The 17,775-nt window shown below is 44.8% G+C and carries 15 protein-coding genes, 2 pseudogenes and 1 riboswitch; of the genes and pseudogenes, 13 read left to right on the top strand and 4 right to left on the bottom strand.

Annotated features, from left to right (window positions below):
* Positions 1 to 104: 104 nt before the first annotated feature.
* The 4 genes from QYF49_RS16005 to QYF49_RS15990 all read left to right on the top strand — a co-directional run bounded on the left by QYF49_RS16005 (position 105) and on the right by QYF49_RS15990 (position 5,695).
* Positions 105 to 521: a CoA-binding protein gene (locus tag QYF49_RS16005; RefSeq protein ID WP_290400609.1), complete on the top strand. Its 417-nt coding sequence runs from the start codon at positions 105 to 107 to the stop codon at positions 519 to 521.
* A 177-nt stretch (positions 522 to 698) separates the two neighbouring features.
* Positions 699 to 2,675 (top strand): DNA topoisomerase IV subunit B, encoded by a 1,977-nt coding sequence (gene parE, locus QYF49_RS16000; RefSeq protein ID WP_290400608.1) that lies wholly within the window; start codon positions 699 to 701, stop codon positions 2,673 to 2,675.
* A gap of 3 nt (positions 2,676 to 2,678) precedes the next feature.
* Positions 2,679 to 5,117 (top strand): DNA topoisomerase IV subunit A, encoded by a 2,439-nt coding sequence (parC, locus tag QYF49_RS15995; RefSeq protein ID WP_290400607.1) that lies wholly within the window; start codon positions 2,679 to 2,681, stop codon positions 5,115 to 5,117.
* Between the two features lie 77 nt (positions 5,118 to 5,194).
* Positions 5,195 to 5,695: a metal-dependent hydrolase gene (locus tag QYF49_RS15990; protein WP_290400606.1), complete on the top strand. Its 501-nt coding sequence runs from the start codon at positions 5,195 to 5,197 to the stop codon at positions 5,693 to 5,695.
* A 39-nt stretch (positions 5,696 to 5,734) separates the two neighbouring features.
* On the opposite strand, the gene QYF49_RS15985 is transcribed toward QYF49_RS15990, so the two are convergent.
* The gene (locus QYF49_RS15985) at positions 5,735 to 6,163 is read right to left on the bottom strand and encodes a DUF4395 domain-containing protein (RefSeq protein WP_290400605.1); all 429 of its coding nucleotides are present in this window, start codon (positions 6,161 to 6,163) and stop codon (positions 5,735 to 5,737) included.
* 137 nt (positions 6,164 to 6,300) lie between these two features.
* On the opposite strand from QYF49_RS15985, the gene QYF49_RS15980 reads away from it, so the two are divergent.
* From QYF49_RS15980 to splB, 4 genes and pseudogenes are all read left to right on the top strand, one after another.
* The gene (locus QYF49_RS15980) at positions 6,301 to 6,582 is read left to right on the top strand and encodes a hypothetical protein (RefSeq protein WP_290400604.1); all 282 of its coding nucleotides are present in this window, start codon (positions 6,301 to 6,303) and stop codon (positions 6,580 to 6,582) included.
* 67 nt (positions 6,583 to 6,649) lie between these two features.
* A pseudogene (locus tag QYF49_RS15975) lies at positions 6,650 to 7,192 on the top strand (GNAT family N-acetyltransferase).
* 107 nt (positions 7,193 to 7,299) lie between these two features.
* Positions 7,300 to 7,542 carry a transcriptional regulator SplA domain-containing protein gene (locus tag QYF49_RS15970; protein ID WP_290400603.1) on the top strand — a complete coding sequence of 81 codons (243 nt, stop codon included), beginning with the start codon at positions 7,300 to 7,302 and terminating at the stop codon, positions 7,540 to 7,542.
* A gap of 15 nt (positions 7,543 to 7,557) precedes the next feature.
* Complete coding sequence (splB, locus tag QYF49_RS15965) at positions 7,558 to 8,586, top strand: spore photoproduct lyase (protein WP_290400602.1); 1,029 nt, start codon at positions 7,558 to 7,560, stop codon at positions 8,584 to 8,586.
* 39 nt (positions 8,587 to 8,625) lie between these two features.
* Here splB and QYF49_RS15960 read toward each other — a convergent pair whose 3' ends face one another.
* A complete protein-coding gene (locus QYF49_RS15960; protein ID WP_290400601.1) occupies positions 8,626 to 8,928 on the bottom strand; it encodes a WCX domain-containing protein in 303 nt (100 codons plus the stop codon).
* 439 nt (positions 8,929 to 9,367) lie between these two features.
* Positions 9,368 to 9,468: riboswitch (SAM riboswitch) on the top strand.
* Positions 9,469 to 9,645: 177 nt separating this feature from the next.
* On the opposite strand from QYF49_RS15960, the gene QYF49_RS15955 reads away from it, so the two are divergent.
* On the top strand, positions 9,646 to 10,608 hold the full coding sequence (locus tag QYF49_RS15955) for a bile acid:sodium symporter family protein (protein ID WP_290400600.1): 963 nt from the start codon (positions 9,646 to 9,648) through the stop codon (positions 10,606 to 10,608).
* A gap of 305 nt (positions 10,609 to 10,913) precedes the next feature.
* A pseudogene (locus QYF49_RS15950) lies at positions 10,914 to 12,632 on the top strand (ABC transporter ATP-binding protein).
* Positions 12,633 to 12,748: 116 nt separating this feature from the next.
* On the opposite strand, the gene QYF49_RS15945 reads toward QYF49_RS15950, so the two are convergent.
* Together QYF49_RS15945 and QYF49_RS15940 are read right to left on the bottom strand one after the other, a co-directional pair.
* Positions 12,749 to 12,934, bottom strand: coding sequence for a ribbon-helix-helix domain-containing protein (locus QYF49_RS15945; RefSeq protein ID WP_290400599.1), 186 nt, complete (start codon positions 12,932 to 12,934; stop codon positions 12,749 to 12,751).
* Positions 12,903 to 14,990, bottom strand: coding sequence for a molybdopterin oxidoreductase family protein (locus tag QYF49_RS15940; RefSeq protein WP_290400598.1), 2,088 nt, complete (start codon positions 14,988 to 14,990; stop codon positions 12,903 to 12,905). Before QYF49_RS15940 ends, QYF49_RS15945 begins: the two co-directional genes overlap by 32 nt.
* Before the next feature lie 208 nt (positions 14,991 to 15,198).
* Between QYF49_RS15940 and QYF49_RS15935 the strand changes: the two genes are divergently transcribed.
* From QYF49_RS15935 to QYF49_RS15925, 3 genes are all read left to right on the top strand, one after another.
* A complete protein-coding gene (locus tag QYF49_RS15935) occupies positions 15,199 to 15,933 on the top strand; it encodes a L,D-transpeptidase family protein (protein WP_290400597.1) in 735 nt (244 codons plus the stop codon).
* Between the two features lie 145 nt (positions 15,934 to 16,078).
* Positions 16,079 to 17,131 (top strand): anthranilate phosphoribosyltransferase, encoded by a 1,053-nt coding sequence (locus QYF49_RS15930; RefSeq protein ID WP_290400596.1) that lies wholly within the window; start codon positions 16,079 to 16,081, stop codon positions 17,129 to 17,131.
* A gap of 99 nt (positions 17,132 to 17,230) precedes the next feature.
* Positions 17,231 to 17,539, top strand: a complete 309-nt coding sequence (locus tag QYF49_RS15925) for a DUF4870 domain-containing protein (protein WP_290400595.1) — start codon at positions 17,231 to 17,233, stop codon at positions 17,537 to 17,539.
* Positions 17,540 to 17,775: the final 236 nt, after the last annotated feature.

Genomic DNA, 17,775 nt, shown 5'->3' with positions numbered 1-17,775 from the left:
TTTAACGTGCCAGCCGGATAACGGCTGGCTTTTTCAGGTGTTTGAAAATCCGATTTTAGGTCCATATATAGAGTAGTAGACGATATCTCAAGGGGGAAATCAACATGCATTTTAAAAATCCGACGGATGAAGAAATCAAAGAAATTCTTACCTCAAAAAAAAGAATCGCAGTTGTAGGGCTTTCAGATAACCCGATGAAAACATCTTACATGGTTTCCGCTGTTATGCAGGATGCCGGCTTTGAGATCATTCCGGTAAATCCGTCAGCTGATGAAGTCCTCGGAGTGAAAGCGGTAAAGACCTTGCAGGATATCGACGGGCACGTGGATATTGTGAATGTTTTCCGCAGAAGCGAGTATCTTCCTGAAGTCGCGAAGGATGCTGTTGCGATTGGAGCTGATGTTTTCTGGGCACAGCTGGGACTTGCGAACGATGAAGCATACGATTATCTTAAGGCGCATGATACGGTTTCCATCATGGACAAATGCATCAAAGTCGAGTACGCAAGGTTAGTCAGATAAGCTTGGACCACCCGCTCTCAGGGGGTGGTTTTTTGTGTAGAATCAAAAGGTTTTTGCACGATTGAAGCAGAAAAGATAAAATAGAAAGCGGTCTACTCTTTTTTTGTTTTGTGGAATAGAAACAAATGTTCTGATATGATTAGTTATACTGCAAGTTTTTTGAAGGGAGAAAGTGTTTTGGCTAGTAAACCACAATTAGATTATAACGATGATGCCATACAGGTATTAGAAGGCCTTGAAGCGGTCAGAAAACGTCCTGGTATGTATATCGGCAGCACCGATAGCCGGGGATTGCATCATCTTGTTTATGAAATCGTAGATAATGCCGTAGATGAAGCGCTGGCGGGCCACGGCAATAATATATATGTCACGATACATAAAGACAACAGTGTAAGCGTCAGGGACGAAGGACGGGGGATGCCGACGGGTATGCACAGAATGGGGAAGCCCACACCGGAAGTTATCCTGACAGTTCTCCATGCGGGAGGTAAGTTCGGACAGGGCGGATACAAGACGTCCGGCGGACTCCATGGGGTAGGCGCATCAGTCGTGAACGCGTTGTCTGAATGGCTCGAAGTAACCATCCACAGGCACGGAACCGTTTATCAGCAGCGTTTTGAATTCGGAGGGAAGCCGGTAACAACGCTCGAGGAGATCGGTACGACCAGAAAGACCGGAACAATCATCCATTTCAAACCGGATGCCTCGATCTTCAGCACGACGAGTTATAACTATGAAACGCTGAGCGAGCGGTTAAGAGAAGCGGCATTCCTCCTAAAAGGCGTAAAGATAGAACTGACAGACAAAAGGAGCGGACAGAGCGATACGTATCAGTATGAGTCAGGCATTGAAGCCTTTGTGACCTACTTGAACGAGGATAAAGATGTACTGCATCCTGTCGTCAGCTTCGAAGGTTCGCAGAATGACATCGAAGTCGACTTTGCGTTTCAGTTTAATGACGGATACGCAGAAAATGTTCTTTCATTCGTTAATAACGTCCGGACAAAGGATGGAGGCACACATGAATCAGGAGCAAGAACCGCGATTACACGGATCATGAATGATTACGCCCGCAAGGTATCTCTTTTAAAAGAGCGCGATAAAAACCTTGACGGATCCGACATCCGTGAAGGATTGACTGCCATAATCTCGGTCCGTATTCCGGAAGAAAAGCTTCAATTTGAAGGCCAAACGAAAAGCAAGCTGGGCAGCAGTGATGCACGATCAAGCGTCGACAGCGTCGTTTCAGGCAATCTCTCGTACTTCCTGGAGGAGAACCCTCAGATCAGTGAAATGCTGATAAGGAAGGCCATAAAAGCCGCCCAGGCGCGCGAAGCGGCACGCAAGGCGAGGGAGGATGCGCGAAACGGCAAGAAGAACAAACGAAAAGACACGATGCTGAGTGGAAAATTAACCCCGGCAACTTCAAAGAACCCCGCCAAGAACGAATTGTATCTCGTAGAGGGTGATTCTGCTGGCGGTTCGGCCAAACAGGGGCGCGACCGGCGTTTTCAGGCGATCCTGCCGCTCAGGGGTAAGGTGATCAATACGGAAAAAGCGAAGCTTGCAGACATCTTCAAGAATGAAGAGATCAATACGATCATCCATGCTCTGGGAGCAGGAGTAGGTTCTGATTTTGCGGTTGCAGACCTTAACTACGAAAAAGTGATCATCATGACTGATGCGGATACGGATGGCGCCCACATTCAAGTTCTGCTGCTGACGTTCTTTTACCGATATATGAAACCGCTGATCGAGAACGGAAAAGTCTATATCGCTCTTCCGCCGCTCTATAAAGTCAGCAAAGGCAGCGGAAAGAAAGAAATTATCGAATACGCTTGGGATGATGATGAACTGAAAACGGCAATGAAAAAAGTCGGCAAAGGTTACGTGATCCAGCGCTATAAAGGTCTGGGAGAGATGAATGCCGACCAGCTGTGGGAAACAACGATGGATCCTGAGACACGGACGTTGATCCGTGTGAAAATTGATGATGCTGCTCGAGCGGAAAAGAGGGTTTCCGTCCTGATGGGAGATAAAGTAGAGCCCCGCAGAAAATGGATCGAAGAGCATGTTGAGTTTGGGTTAAACGAGGATACGAACATTCTGGATAATGAAAATTTATCAGATCAGCAGTATTCCGAGGAGGTTTAGATTTTGTCATTATTAGAACGATTTATGGATCTGCCGCTCGAGGAGGTCATCGGAGACCGCTTTGGGAGGTATAGTAAATACATTATTCAGGACCGTGCACTGCCTGACGCGAGGGACGGATTGAAGCCGGTTCAACGCCGAATTCTGTATGCAATGTTTCAGGAAGGAAACACCTCGGATAAACCGTACCGAAAATCGGCAAAGACCGTCGGTAACGTAATCGGTAACTACCATCCGCATGGTGATTCCTCGGTTTATGAAGCAATGGTGCGGATGAGCCAGGACTGGAAAGTAAGAAATGTCCTTATTCAGATGCACGGCAATAACGGCAGTGTTGATGGGGACCCGGCAGCTGCGATGCGTTATACCGAGGCAAGGCTTGCTTCCATTGCTTCTGAATTGCTTCGTGATATTGAAAAGAATACCGTGGAGTTTGCGCCAAACTTTGATGATACGATTGATGAACCCGTTGTTCTGCCAGCGAGGTATCCGAATCTTCTAGTGAACGGTTCTACAGGCATCTCCGCGGGTTATGCAACAGATATTCCTCCGCATCACCTTGGAGAAGTCATTGATGCGGTCACGATGCAGATCGTGGATCCTGATGTAAGCCTTGATGATTTGATGACAGTGATGAAAGGACCTGATTTTCCTACAGGTGGGATCGTTCAAGGTAAAGAAGGTATTCGAAAAGCGTTTGAAACAGGAAAGGGACGCGTGATCGTACGTGCAAAGACTCAGATTGAAGATCTAAAGGTCGGAAGGCAGCAGATCGTCATTACCGAGATCCCGTATGAGGTAAACAAAGCCAACCTGGTCAAGCGAATTGATGAGCTCCGTCTGGATAGGAAGGTCGAGGGAATTTCCGAGGTCAGGGATGAGACCGACCGTACGGGTTTGCGCATTGTCATTGAACTGAAAAAGGATGGCCATGGTGAAGGAGTATTGGCCTACTTGTTCAAGAACACAGATCTTCAAATTTCATTCAACTACAACATGGTCGCTATTCACAATAAAACGCCAAAGTTAATGGGACTCAAGCAGATCATTTCGGCTTATATCGAGCATCAGAAAGAAGTTGTCACGAAGCGTTCGCAATATGATTTGAACAAAGCGAAAGAACGGCAGCACGTGGTGGAAGGGCTCATTAAAGCGATCTCGATCCTTGATGAAGTCATTGCGATCATCCGAGGTTCGAAAGACAAACGCAATGCCAAAGACAATCTGATCCAGCAGTATTCTTTCACAGAAGCACAAGCGGAGGCAATCGTTACCTTGCAGCTATACAGGCTGACGAATACAGACGTAACGACTCTTGAAAACGAAGCTTCTGAGCTTGAAAAGAAAATTTCCCATTTATCGGGCATCCTGAACAGTGAGGCTAAGCTCTTCAATGTCATCAAGAAAGAATTGGCCGAGATCAAAAAGAAATACAGTGATGAACGGCGATCGAAAATTGAAGATGAAATTGAAGAAATTAAGATCAATATGGAAGTTATGATCCCATCAGAGGACGTAATGGTTACAGTTACGAAGGATGGATATTCCAAGCGTTCCTCCATTCGTTCTTATTCTGCTTCGAACGGTGAAGCGCCTGGTATGAAGGAGTCAGACCGGCTGCTCATGGCTTCTCAGCTGAACACAACGGATACCATCCTGATTTTCACGAGCAAAGGGAACTACATCTTCATGCCGGTATACGAACTTCCAGAAGCCCGCTGGAAGGATTCGGGCCAGCACTTGGCGAGTTTGGTAGGATTGGACCGGGACGAAGAACTGATTAAAGTGATACCTGTGAAAGAATTTCAAGAGCATCAATTCCTCCTCTTCTTCACGAAGCAGGGGATGGTAAAGAAAACCGAATTAATGCAGTATAAAGCACAGCGGTATAACAAGATGCTCATGGCTCTTAAGCTTAAAGGTGACGATGAAGTTGTCGATGTTCACCTGACGAATGGCGGTGGGGATGTATTCATTGCTACTCACTACGGATATGGCCTCTGGTTCAGCGAGGAAGAAATCAACGTGGTCGGACAGCGGGCTGCAGGAGTGAAAGGGATCAACCTGAAAGACGGGGATTATGTAGTAAGCGGAAAAGCACTGCATGACAAAGAGGCCAGCCAGCTCGTCTTAATCACCCATCGAGGTTCCGTAAAGAAGATGAAGATTACTGAGTTTGACAAATCCTCAAGGGCGAAGCGGGGGCTTGTGATGCTTAGGGAACTGAAGAGCAATCCTCACCGGATTATTGATCTGGAGCTGGCAAGCACCGGTGTAACTTATGAAGTGAAGACAAAGAACAACAGTATCGTACTTGTTGATCCGGCAAAGCTGAAAAATGCAGATAGGTATAATAATGGTTCGTATGTGGTAGATATCAGTGATACTGGAGAAGTGACGGAAGTTTGGGAACACATCAGCACGGAAGAAAACAAGGAGTAGCACTGGCTGCTCTTTGTTTTCAAACTAGTTAACCTACATAACATTATGTAAACTAACATCAAGGAAAAAGGTGAACGATGAAAGGAAACACACATTTAATGGGAGGATTGGCTTCGGCTGCCCTCGTAAACGAATGGGTGGATGGACCGGCATCACTTGACCACCAACTCGTTTTTTATGGAGCTGGACTATTAGGCAGCCTGCTTCCAGACCTGTGCCATCCAAATTCTTGGGCGGGGCGGAAAACAAAGCTATTTTCAAAGTTTGTTAGCAAAGCATTCGGGCACCGGACAGTTACTCACAGCTGGCTGTTCATCGCAGCTGTGATCTGGCTGACCAATTCTCTTCATTCAGCATACAGTTTGAATCTAAAGTATGGATTGCTGTCTGGTGCGATCAGCCATCTCATACTGGATGCCTGCACATCAAGAGGCATACAATTTTTGTATCCCGTTCCTTTGCGGTTTCGGTCTCCGCTGTACACCAAGACGGGATCAAGTACAGAAACCGCTGTTTCAGGTATCTTAATGATTGCAGCTCTGCTTTTATTGGCGAAACAGCATATCTTTAACATATAACAAAAAAAGCAGTGTTCCCTTCATAGGAGCACTGCTTTTTTAACGGCTGGATGATCTGCGGTATTGGAACTGCTGCCACTGAAATCGGATAAAACAACCGACGCAAAATCCGAGGATCGCGACAAGCGCTGCGGAGAAAACCATGATTGAAAAAACATACGCCGCGATTGAGTAATGAAAAAAGTAAGAAAGATAAGCCAGGAAAAGGCACGCTACAGCAATCACTTGGTTAAACTGCTGCTGTTTCCATTCTTCCGGAATATAAGAAGAAGACGGCTTCTGAAGAAACAGCTTCCCAAACTGCATGACAGGATTAAACCTGAACAAAAGTCCAGACAGTCCAGCAGCTAACGGGAGAAGAAGGAGCCACTCGGCACTTGTGATCCATTCGGCTGCCACTGACAATACGATAAACCACTGATTAAGCCGGACTAATGGACGAGGGACAGAAAACGGAGGCTTGCGCATGTTTATCCGACCTTTCTGATTGGAATAAACCTATTATAGCGAATTTGTTAAGTAAAAGACACTGAAAGTAAGAATATACGAAATAGACGAATAATTATTCCTATGAACGTCTATGATGGTTATAAAGGAGGATCAAAATGAAAAGATTAATTGATTTTGTTTGGGAGGGGCTGACGCTTCAACATCTGCCTGCAAGCCGGTTCACGGTCTTTTATATCGTGCATTATGTCTTCCTCTTTCTGTTTTCAATGACCTTATTTATTTTTTCTTTCAGTGTACTGCTTTTATATAAATCGATTCACGCCGTTCCACCGTTTGGAATCTGGGCAGGTATCTTGGTGTCGGCATCGGCCGTCTGCTGCATCGGGTTCATAGGAGCCGCAGTGTTCAGGAAAAGGAGTAAACAAGCTCCAGTGTGAAAAAATATCCTTTCGTGGTAATGTTTAGTGGTTGTTAATAGAGGTAAAGCAGTAAAAGGGGAGATCAATGTTGATAGGTAAGAGAGTAATACATCAGGCCGTTCGAGTTAAAGGATGCAGAGGTGCTCCTTCAATTGCAGGAGAAGAACCGAGCTTTTTTCGAAGAATTTTCAATGGGGCGCCGGGACGATTTTTACAGTTTAGAAGGCCAGAAGAAGAGGATCAGCGATTATGAGAAATGAAAAAAAATGATCCTGACTATCAGTTTGGGATATTTACCATGGACAAGCATGAGTTAATCGGCACCATTAATCTCTTTCAAGTTTTGCGAGGCTACCTTCAAAGTGCGTTCATCGGCTATTTTCTGGATCAGGAGCTTAACGGGAAAGGCTACATGACAGAAGCGGCCAAGCTGATCGTACAGTATGCATTTGACGAACTTAAACTTCACCGCATCGAACAGGGTGTTATGCCGCATAACATTGGATCGATCAGAGTTTTGGAAAAGGCAGGTTTTCATAAAGAAGGCCTGGCCATCAAGAATATAAAAATCAATGGCAAATGGGAGGATCACCAGGTACTGGCCATCATAAACCCTCACGATGAATAGGGCTTTCCAATGGGAGAGTCTTTTTTAATGGGCCTCTTAACATAAAATGAGGAGACAGAGGCAAGGATAGTAACGGAGTGCAATTTATCAGGAAGGAATGGGCCAACATGGGAAAAAGGGAATATCAAGCGGGGGATCAAGTCTTTGTTATTTATAGAAACCCGCATACGCCAAATGTAGCTAATATCACAGAGGCTGAAATCGTAGAGCACCCTGAACATGAAAATCAGGTGGCTCTGTTTTTGCACGAGTCCTATCATCTTCTGGCTGATGATGATGCCGTCTATGACACATTTGAAGAAGCGGAACAGCACTATAAAAAAATCTTTGATTATGACCAATACCAGTAAAAGGAGAGTGTACTTTTGATAAAACCTTTTGTCCCGCAGCTGGTTTACATTGAACCCAGGGCGCTGGAGTACCGTCTAGGAGTCCAGCTGAAACAGAAATTTGAAAATATGGGACTCGAGATCCGGGAAACAACTTCACATAATCAGGTACGTAATATTCCGGGAGATAACGACCTGCAAAAATACAGGAATGCCAAATCAACCCTTGTGGTCGGCGTCCGGAAGACTTTGAAATTTGACTCGTCCAAACCATCTGCGGAATATGCCATTCCGTTTGCCACTGGCTGCATGGGGCATTGCCACTACTGTTATCTGCAGACAACGATGGGAAGCAAACCATATATCCGCACCTATGTAAACGTCGAAGAAATATTGGATCAGGCTCAAAAATACATGGAAGAACGTGCCCCCCAGATCACACGTTTTGAAGCTTCCTGTACATCTGATATTGTTGGGATCGACCATCTGACTCATACATTGAAGCACGCGATTGAATATTTCGGACAGTCCGATCTCGGCCGGCTAAGGTTTGTTACAAAATTTCATCATGTCGATCATCTGCTCGATGCAGAGCATAACGGCCGCACACGGTTCCGTTTTAGTGTGAATGCGGATTATGTGATCAAATATTTTGAACCGGGAACATCACCCCTCGACATGCGGATCGAGGCTGCGAAAAAGGTCGCCGAGGCCGGATATCCGCTAGGTTTTATTGTCGCCCCCATCTATATTCATGAAGGCTGGCAGGAAGGCTATCGCGAGCTGTTTGAAAAGCTTGATGCGGCACTTCCGCAAAGCGCCAGGGATGATATTACGTTCGAGATGATTCAGCACCGCTTCACAAAGCCTGCCAAACGCGTAATCGAGAAAAACTACCCAAAAACAAAGCTTGAGATGAACGAAGAAGAGCGGAGGTATAAATGGGGGCGTTACGGAATCGGAAAATATATCTACAGCAAGGAAGAGGAACATGCACTGCGGGAGAGCTTGGAGTCTGATATCGACCGATTTTTTCCTAACGCGAAAATTGAATATTTTACGTAAAGCCAAAAACCGGGCTCCCTTTGTGACCCTGGTTTTTTTTCATCTGTAAACGTCCGATAATTCTGTCAGCCGTTTCCTTAGGGGATCCAACAGCTCATGAGGCCGTTTAACAGTCGCTTTTCTGCCCATTCCTATAAAAAATTCCGTAAAGTAGTCTAGGTCGGTGTTAGGAATGGAGCACTCCAGCCATCCAGTGCCATCGTTTCGTGTCTTTAGCTCGGGCGACGTCCAAATCTCAGATTCACACTGCTGGACACATTCTTTGCTCAGTTCAAGTTTTTCCCCAGGCTGGTTTCGGTTGGCAGTCAGCATTAGTTCCAGGATACGTTTCGATTTTGACATCTTATTTTTCCCGAATTTTTATTTATTTTATTTATCTGTCACAAAACGACAGCAAGTACATAAGCGCAGCTAGAAATCAAATAACTGAATGGGAGTGGGCAAAATGCAGGGAATAAAAGAAAAGAAAGAGTTGCTTCTGGAAGAGTTGGAGCTGATTGTATGAACTTCAACAAATTTAATCGGTAAACTATCAACCAACCACTAGGATTACCGGCCAAGAGAAAACATGAGGTCATTGCATGAACTGGTGCTGCACCTCGTTTCCGCCCCTTCTGCTGACCTTCTCATCCTGTAGGAGAAAGGTGAGGAAGAGGTTGGGAAACTCGAAGCTGAGGTTGCTAACGATCAAGCGCCGGATCAATGGTATTGACAACAGGTTTTAAGTTCTTTAATATGATTGCTATATTTAAAATGTTAAGAAAATTCCATATGTTTGATTTATCTATCAAGAGAGGTGGAGGGACTGGCCGTTTGAAGCCTTGGCAACACATTTTATTTTGCCAAATCCAGCAAGCTGAGGCTTGAAATCAAAGATAGGAAAGAATCACATGATCTTTTATGAAAAAAATCATTTACTCTTTCCTTTGAGGAAAGAGTTTTTTATGGAATAGACGACACATTTAAAACGTGGGAAAAGGGTGTATTTTGAATGACAGTATTGATGACAGCTCCATCCAACGAACAGGGAAGAACAGAACATAATAGTGAGGGGACTTCATGATGATTATCGAAAAGATCAGTTCTTTTGCAGGGAAAACATTTACGTTTTGGGTTATTCTTTTTTCAATTATTGCCTATATGTTCCCCGCCAATTTCAATTGGATTGGAGGCTATGTAGTTCCCTTGTTAGGAATTGTAATGTTTGGGATGGGACTTACATTGTCCGCGGCAGATTTTAAAGAAGTTTTCCGGCGGCCAAAGGATGTAGCGATAGGTGTGGTCTGTCACTATATCATCATGCCGGGATTGGCGTTCTTATTGGCTTGGGGGCTGGACCTGCCGCCGGAAGTGGCTGTTGGCGTCATCCTGGTAGGATGCTGTCCAAGTGGAACGGCATCGAATGTTATGGTTTTTCTGGCAAGAGGGGATGTGGCCCTTGCTGTGTCCATTGCATCGGTTTCAACCATTCTTGCACCCATAGTGACTCCGCTGCTTATATTGCTGCTAGCAAGTAAGTGGGTGGACATCAATATGTGGTCATTACTTGTTTCTATTCTTCAAGTGGTCATCATTCCGTTAGCCCTCGGGTTTCTCATTAAGAAATTCTTTGGCAGACAGGCGGAAGCGAGTGTAAAGGTATTGCCCCTTGTATCTACCGTCGCTATTGTTTTGATTGTTGCTGGTGTAGTAGCAGGCAGTCAGGCTAAGCTAGCCACCACAGGGCCGCTTATTTTTGCTGTCGTTATCCTGCATAATGTATTGGGCTTTTTGCTTGGTTTTTTCCTCTCCCGTCTTTTTGGAATGAATTTAGCAAAACAAAAGGCTGTGGCCATGGAAGTAGGGATGCAGAACTCCGGATTGGGTGTAGCCATTGCAACAGCTAATTTCTCGCCATTAGCTGCTGTACCGAGTGCGATTTTTAGTGTATGGCACAATATATCTGGTTCTATTCTCGCATTTATTTTCAGCCGTCTGGGAGACAAAAAAGAGAACATATCAAACTTTACAATTAACAAATGATCTTCTATGCAAGGTGGGGAAGGCATGGAGGCTGTTTATTTGCCCCTAGCCCCTTATCAGCAAAATTTAAGCTGATAGATGTACTGCTTAGTAGGTATAAAAAGCGTAAACCCCTCCTTAGCCAGAAGGAGGGGTTTGCAGCGTGAGAATCTATACTTCAAGAGAAGGCGGACTATTGTAAAGGTTGTTTTTGAATCTTATAATTGATTATTATTCTCAATCTGGATAGGATGATAGTAGAAGCAGAATTTTCTCCTTCTCATTTTTTTGAGATTCCTATTTTCAGCAAGAAGGAGGGGGCATCCATCGATACGATTAAACGATTTGCCTCGTACTATAAGCCATATAAAGGGCTGTTTGTTTTAGATTTTAGTTGTGCGGTCTTTGTGGCCTTGCTGGAGCTGGCCTTTCCGCTAGCGATGAACCGCGTCATTAACGAGCTTTTGCCGACCAATAATTGGAAATGGATTTCGATTGCGTGTATTGTACTGCTGTTTGTTTTTATCCTCAGTACATTTATGAACTATGTGGTTACCTACTTCGGCCATAAGCTCGGTGTTGGTATTGAGACGGATATGCGAAGAGATTTGTTTGCCAAGCTGCAAAGGCAGTCTTTCTCGTTTTTTGACAATAATAAAACCGGTCACCTTGTCTCCGGTCTGACGAATGACTTGATGGACATTGGAGAGGTAGCCCACCATGGACCGGAAGATCTCTTCATCGCGTTGATGACGATTCTTGGTTCGTTTGCCATTATGTTCAACATCAATTGGCAGCTTGCGCTTGTTTTAGCCGTAGCGATCCCGATTATCATTTTTGTTTCTTTGTTTTACAGCAAAAAGATGTCGCAATCCTTCCGCACGATGTATGAAAAGATTGCAGGCTACAATGCCCGGATTGAAAACAATATCGGCGGAATCCGTATTGTGCAATCGTTTACCAAAGAAGAGCACGAAATTAATTTATTCAAAGATACAAACGCAGGTTTCCGGATTGCCAAACTGGTGGCATATAAAATTATGGCTTGGAGCAGTTCGATCAACTTTGCCTTGATGAAAGTGATCCTTATACTCGTCCTAGGGTGCGGCTCCTGGTATGTCATTAACAACCAAATGACATAAGGAGAATTCGTGGCGTTTGTGATGCTGTCGAATGTCTTCATAGCGCCGATCAAGCATATCAACCAGATTTTGGAATTGCTGCCGAAAGGCTATGCCGGGTTTAAGCGTTATATTGAAGTGCTTGATCTGGAGCCGTCCATCAAAGATAGGAAAAATGCAATTGAAGTGGAAAGCCTCCGTGGAGATATTACCTTTCAAGATGTATGCTTTGACTACGAAACAGATCAGCATGTACTTCAAGATATTTCTTTCAATGTACGAGCTGGAGAAACACTGGCACTGGTCGGTCCTTCAGGAGGGGGAAAAACGACGCTGTGCAGTTTAATCCCCCGCTTTTATGATGTAGCAGAAGGAAAGATCACCATCGATGGGATGGATGTCCGCGATTTAACGTTACAATCTTTACGAAGCCATATCGGAATCGTGCAGCAGGATATTTACTTATTTGATGGAACCATTCGCGACAACATCATGTATGGTGACTTTGAAGCAAGTGAAGAGGTGCTTTTTGATGCGATCCTAAGTGCGCAGCTTGAAGAATTGATTGAGAGCCTTCCGGAAGGGCTTGATACGATGATTGGGGAACGGGGCGTGAAGTTATCCGGAGGGCAAAAGCAGCGAATCTCCATTGCCCGCATGTTCTTAAAGGACCCGGCGATTTTAATTTTGGATGAAGCGACATCCGCTTTGGACACTAAAACTGAGTACGCCATACAAGCTGCACTGGATAAGTTATCAACAGACCGCACAACCATCATCATCGCTCATCGTTTATCGACTATTCGAAACGCCGATAAAATCATTGTGGTGAAAGAAGGAAAAATTCAGGAAGAAGGCAGCCATGAAATGCTGGTCGCCGGTGAAGGAGATTATTATCAGCTCCTGCAGACGCAGACAGTGTAGAATCACGAGCAAAAATACACGAGGAATTCAGGAATTCAACCTCTCATTATATATTTCATCGGCCAAAAGCAAGTTAAAGGATGTACACCTCACCTGGGGCGTACATCCTTTTTATCTTATTTTGGAATCCTTTGACTTTTATATTTTTCAAGTACATGCCGCATGCCTTCTTCTAAAAGATCGTTTGCAGGTCTGTCAAGCTTTGCTGCCAATGCTTTTAATTCTTTATACAGTGACTGGCTCAAGGTCGTATTGACGTTCTTTCGGTCATCATTTTTTGGCCGGATGCTGCTCTGATACATCGGTTCCTCCTATTAGTCTCATTTTTTCAATGCTGATGCGGCCAGAGAAGAAGGTTGCCCCGCCGCCCATATCCGCAATTCGGTCCGGGGTCAGCGTGTTGACGAGTTGTTTTGTCCCCGGCAGATCGGCCCACAGGCCCTGGGTAACGGCCACACCAGGCAATACATTGTCACCAACGGCTGCCTGAAGGAAACATTCTCCGCGGTCATTCCAAATCCGAACCATTTCTCCATTTTCAACCTTCAACTCTTGGGCATCCTTTGAATTAAGATGAAGTTGAGGTGTTCTTTCTAGGTGTATATGTTTTTCGTTATTGTTGAACGTCGAATTTAAGAAAGTATGGTTTGGCCCCGGTACGAACAAGAAGGGATGATCACCGTCGGATATCAGCGGGATATATGTCGGCAGTGCCGGATAGCCATCTTCCTCCATCCTTTTGGATAAGAGCTCTATTTTACAACTCGGTGTCGGTAATGGCCCTGAAAATAGGGATGAGTCCTTTGCTTTAGCATACTGATTTGTCTTTAACATTTGGAGATCGATGTCCGAAAGGCAGGGATTGGCTGGATGGTTGAATGCCTGATCAATCATATCCTCATCCGAGTCCTTGAACACATCCTCCTCAAAGCACATCGCTCCGGCCAGAAGGCGGAAGACATCGGGATTGGATTTACTTTCTCCGAAGGGTTCGATCACCGGCAGCTGAATCTGTGTATATTTGTGCCAGTAGGACGTGTAAAAATCCGTGTTCTCGAACGATGAGGTAGCAGGCAGTACGATGTCTGCATAAGCTGCCGTTTCGGTCAGAAAGAGATCGTGAACCACTAAAAAAAGATCTTCCCTTTCCAGTCCTTTGCGTACTTTCTGGCCCTCTGGAGCTACAACCGCCGGATTGGAATTGTATACAAACATCGAGGAAATGGGAGGCTTTGTGTCAAGCAGAGCATTTCCGATCTGGTTCATGTTGATGACGCGTGTCTCTTTATCTTTTAGCAGATCTGGCCGTTGAACCGCAGCTTTATTATGAGCAAGGTAGCCTGAGTTTCCTTTTATCGCGCCTCCTCCTTTTTTTAGCCATTGCCCCGTTATGGCTGGAAGGCATGCGATGGTACGCACAGCCATGCCTCCGTTGTCATGATGCTGCAGACCGTTTCCGATGCGTATGAATGACGGTGAAATTCCGCCATACAATGCTGCAAGTTCTTGGAGCTCTTCCACAGAGACACCGGTGATGGCAGATACGGTATGGGGATCATACTGTTTAACATGCTCCTGAAGCTCTTCATAGCCTACTGTATATTTACGCAAAAATCCGAGGTCGGCAAACCGCTTTTCGAAAAGAATGTTCATTAAGCCTAGGGCGAGTGCACTGTCGGTGCCCGGAAGGATGGGAATAAACCAGTCTGCCAGAATACCGGTCCGGTTTTTATGCACATCGATCACGACAATTTTTGCTCCTTTTTTTCGTGCCTTCTGTGCCAACGCGACCTGATGCATGTTGGTGCTGACCGCATTGATTCCCCAAAAGATGATTAACTTGGAATGAATGGTGTCTTCAGGATCCATTCCAAAACTGCCGCCCATGGTGTAATTGTAGCCGACAGAACCTGCGACAGAACAGATGGTCTGGTCCAGACGGCTGGCACCCAGCCGGTGAAAAAAACGCCTGTCCATACCTTCAGCGCTCAAAATTCCCATGTTGCCATAAAAACTGTAGGGCAGGATGCTTTCAGCGCCTTCAGTTTCTATCAGATTCTTCCATTTGGAGGTGATGGAGCCAATCGCCTCTTCCCAGGTAATGGGCTCAAATTGACCGGAACCTTTAGGGCCGCTCCGTTTTAAAGGAGTGGTAAGCCGGTTAGAATCATAGATTCGTTCCGGCATATTTCTTACCTTGTTGCAAATGTTCCCTTTTGTAACCGGATGGTTTGGATCTCCCTGAACTTTTATTATTTTTCCATCTGTTTTATGGAGAATCAGACCGCATTGATCCGGACAATCCAGAGGGCAGACGGAGGGGAAGATGCCGTTCTGCTGTTTCGTATAGTTGCTCATCATTTTCTCCTTTCAACCTCTTGTTTATCTAAGGATAAGTTCATTTCCCCAGATTATCAATGACTTCTTTCCAAATGAAATAAGTGACCGCCATTTGAATTTAATTAAAATGAAATAAAATTGTAAAAAATGTAATCTTCTTCCTGCTGAGGAGCATATGATTTATTGTTTGGCGACAAACGTAAATTTAAAGTAAGGAAGGGAACAGATGAAGAAACTTTTAGTGCTCCTCTTAACGTTCAGTTTTGTGCTTTTTTTTGCCCAGCCTGCCCGTGCAGCCGGAGCAAGCCAATTCATTATCATCAACAAATCGAAGAATCAGCTGGCATACTATGAAAACAGCAGGCTGAACAGTGTGTTCAAAGTAGCTACAGGCCGGCAAAAATCATTTACGCCTGAAGGTAAGTTTAAAATTGTAAACAAAATCGTCAACAGGCCATACTATTCGGGCCATATTCCTGGTGGAGATCCGAGGAACCCGCTTGGAAACCGCTGGCTCGGACTGAATGCCAGAGGGACATGGGGGACCACTTATGCTATTCACGGGAACAACAACCCGGGCTCCATTGGAACCTATGCGAGTGCCGGATGCATCCGAATGTACAACAACGAAGTACAGTGGCTTTTCAGCAAAGTGAAAGTCAATACACCTGTTGTTATCGTAAGTTCGAGCAAATCTTATGACTCCATCGCCGCTGCATACGGTCTGAAATCATCGTCACTTCCTGCGAACTCTTCTGTAAACCTCAAGCTAGGCAGCAAAGGAACTGAAGTGAAAGAGCTGCAGAGAACTCTTACCAATAAAGGATACAGCACGAAGGGAATCGACGGCATCTTCGGGAAGAATACCGATACGGCTGTCCGCAAGTTCCAGAAAGCAAAGAAACTGAAAGTTGACGGGATTGTGGGTCCGGCAACCAAAAAGATGCTCGGAATGCTATAACAGGAAACACAAAAGAGATTCTTTATAAGAATCTCTTTTATATTTAACCCTGTTTCAGCCAAATTCATTGGAGATTTATTAGGGTTTATTTTCACGGTGAAAAATGAGATAATTCTAAAATTAACAGATAGGAGAGGTGTCGGATATGCAGCAATGGATTAAAGAAGTTGGACGAGGCAAGCGGGGGGCTAAAGACCTGACGTATGAAGAAGCGCTGAAAGCGGCTGCCTGTATTACTGAAGGGGAGGCAACAGATGCCCAAATCGCCGCATTTTTCATGGCTGAACGCATAAAAATGGAAACTCCGGATGAACTTCTCGCTTTTATTCACGAGTTCCGAAACCATACCGGGCATTTAACTCGGAATACCCGAAAGATACTTGACTGTGCAGGACCTTATAACGGCAGAAACTCATTTGCGGCGACAATTCCTGTGAGCATTCTTTTATCGCAGCAGGGTTTGCCGGTATTTTTGCATGCTGATGAATCGCTTCCTCCCAAACACGGAACTTCATTAAAAACCATACTGGAGCATCTAAAAGTTCCGGTCGCTCAGAATTTAAAAGAAATAGAGTCTTCGCTTGATCGAACAGCGATCGGGTTTGGATGGACGGAAAAGCTTTGTCCACCGCTCGGTTCATTAAGGGATATACGCAAAGAAATCGGCGTGAGGACAATTATGAATACGGTTGAGAAGCTCCTGGATATTTCGAGTGCAGCATACATTATCCTTGGTGTCTTTCATCGAACCGCAGTCAATAAAATCATACCGAGTCTTCAGCGGTTAAACTATGAAAAAGCCTTTATCGTACAAGGGGCGGAAGGTTCAGAAGATCTTCCTGTACACAGAAGCAGCTTTATATATGAAGTAACCAGGGAGAAAAGTGAATCGATCATTATTAATCCGGAAGACTATGGAATAAAGCATGCAAAGGAAATAAACAAAGAGAGACTTACTCCAGCTGAGCAAACTACAATCATCGAAAGTGTACTGGCAGGCGAAAGGTCAGAGAAGCTTATTCCATATCGAAATCAGGTCGTTCTAAACGCCGGGCTCCGTTTCTATATACTTGGGCATACCCAGTCCGTAGCCAAAGGAACAGCTCTTGCGGAACAGCTTTTGAACGACCGCAAAGGGCTGGAGCAGCTGCAGTCCTGGCAGCAGCAGGCTAATGCTGCTTATAGCCCTAGGTCTTGAGGCGTACATAAAATTGGACTCAAGGCGAGTTGCAAAAGGGAAAAATTCCTATAAACTAACCATATACTCTATTACTGTTGAAAAGGGAGATTTTGATAATTGGAACATAAAGGACTTCGAATTCTTATTCACGCCAGTACTTGGTTTGCGCCGTTGCTGGTTCCGCTCATCGTTTACCTGCTCATATCCGATCGGGAGGTTAAAAGCCTGGCACTGCAAGCTGCGCTCTTCCACATTGTTATCGGGTTGTTAATCGGTATCTCGGCGTTTTTCTCATGGGTGCTCATCGGCTTGCCATTCCTTATTGTTTTTGGATTAATGGCTATCATTGCGCCTTTAATGGGCATTGTGCGAGCTTTAAATGAGCGGCCATACCGATACCCCATTGTTGGTTCATGGGTCAAATAATTTTTCAGCAAAGCATTCTCCCTTTCTATTGGAGAATGCTTTTTAAGTATGACATTTGCCGTTCACCTATCTACCCAGTTCCTTATATCTTAAAATACTCCATTAGTATTTTGGAAGTATTTTCTATGGGATGTATTGTAAATGATAGATTTGTATAGTAACATGTCTCCGATTTGGGGGATGTAAAAAAGGAAACAATAGGCCGATATGTGGAGGAACTATTAAATCCTAATTTC

The organism is Fictibacillus terranigra (genome assembly GCF_030412265.1).
GTDB classification, from domain to species: Bacteria; Bacillota; Bacilli; order Bacillales; family Fictibacillaceae; genus Fictibacillus_C; species Fictibacillus_C terrinigri.
The sequence above is the reverse complement of the archived record's forward strand: the minus strand, read 5'-3'. Positions and strand labels throughout refer to the sequence as shown.

Bases quoted from the DNA above. Each gene is read 5' to 3' on its own strand.
- QYF49_RS16005 (WP_290400609.1), top strand. From the start codon at position 105: ATGCATTTTAAAAATCCGACGGATGAAGAAATCAAAGAAATTCTTACC.
- QYF49_RS15990 (WP_290400606.1), top strand. From the start codon at position 5,195: ATGAAAGGAAACACACATTTAATGGGAGGATTGGCTTCGGCTGCCCTC.
- QYF49_RS15985 (WP_290400605.1), bottom strand. From the start codon at position 6,163: ATGCGCAAGCCTCCGTTTTCTGTCCCTCGTCCATTAGTCCGGCTTAAT.
- QYF49_RS15980 (WP_290400604.1), top strand. From the start codon at position 6,301: ATGAAAAGATTAATTGATTTTGTTTGGGAGGGGCTGACGCTTCAACAT.
- QYF49_RS15970 (WP_290400603.1), top strand. From the start codon at position 7,300: ATGGGAAAAAGGGAATATCAAGCGGGGGATCAAGTCTTTGTTATTTAT.
- QYF49_RS15960 (WP_290400601.1), bottom strand. From the start codon at position 8,928: ATGTCAAAATCGAAACGTATCCTGGAACTAATGCTGACTGCCAACCGA.
- QYF49_RS15955 (WP_290400600.1), top strand. From the start codon at position 9,646: ATGATGATTATCGAAAAGATCAGTTCTTTTGCAGGGAAAACATTTACG.
- QYF49_RS15945 (WP_290400599.1), bottom strand. From the start codon at position 12,934: ATGTATCAGAGCAGCATCCGGCCAAAAAATGATGACCGAAAGAACGTC.
- QYF49_RS15940 (WP_290400598.1), bottom strand. From the start codon at position 14,990: ATGAGCAACTATACGAAACAGCAGAACGGCATCTTCCCCTCCGTCTGC.
- QYF49_RS15935 (WP_290400597.1), top strand. From the start codon at position 15,199: ATGAAGAAACTTTTAGTGCTCCTCTTAACGTTCAGTTTTGTGCTTTTT.
- QYF49_RS15930 (WP_290400596.1), top strand. From the start codon at position 16,079: ATGCAGCAATGGATTAAAGAAGTTGGACGAGGCAAGCGGGGGGCTAAA.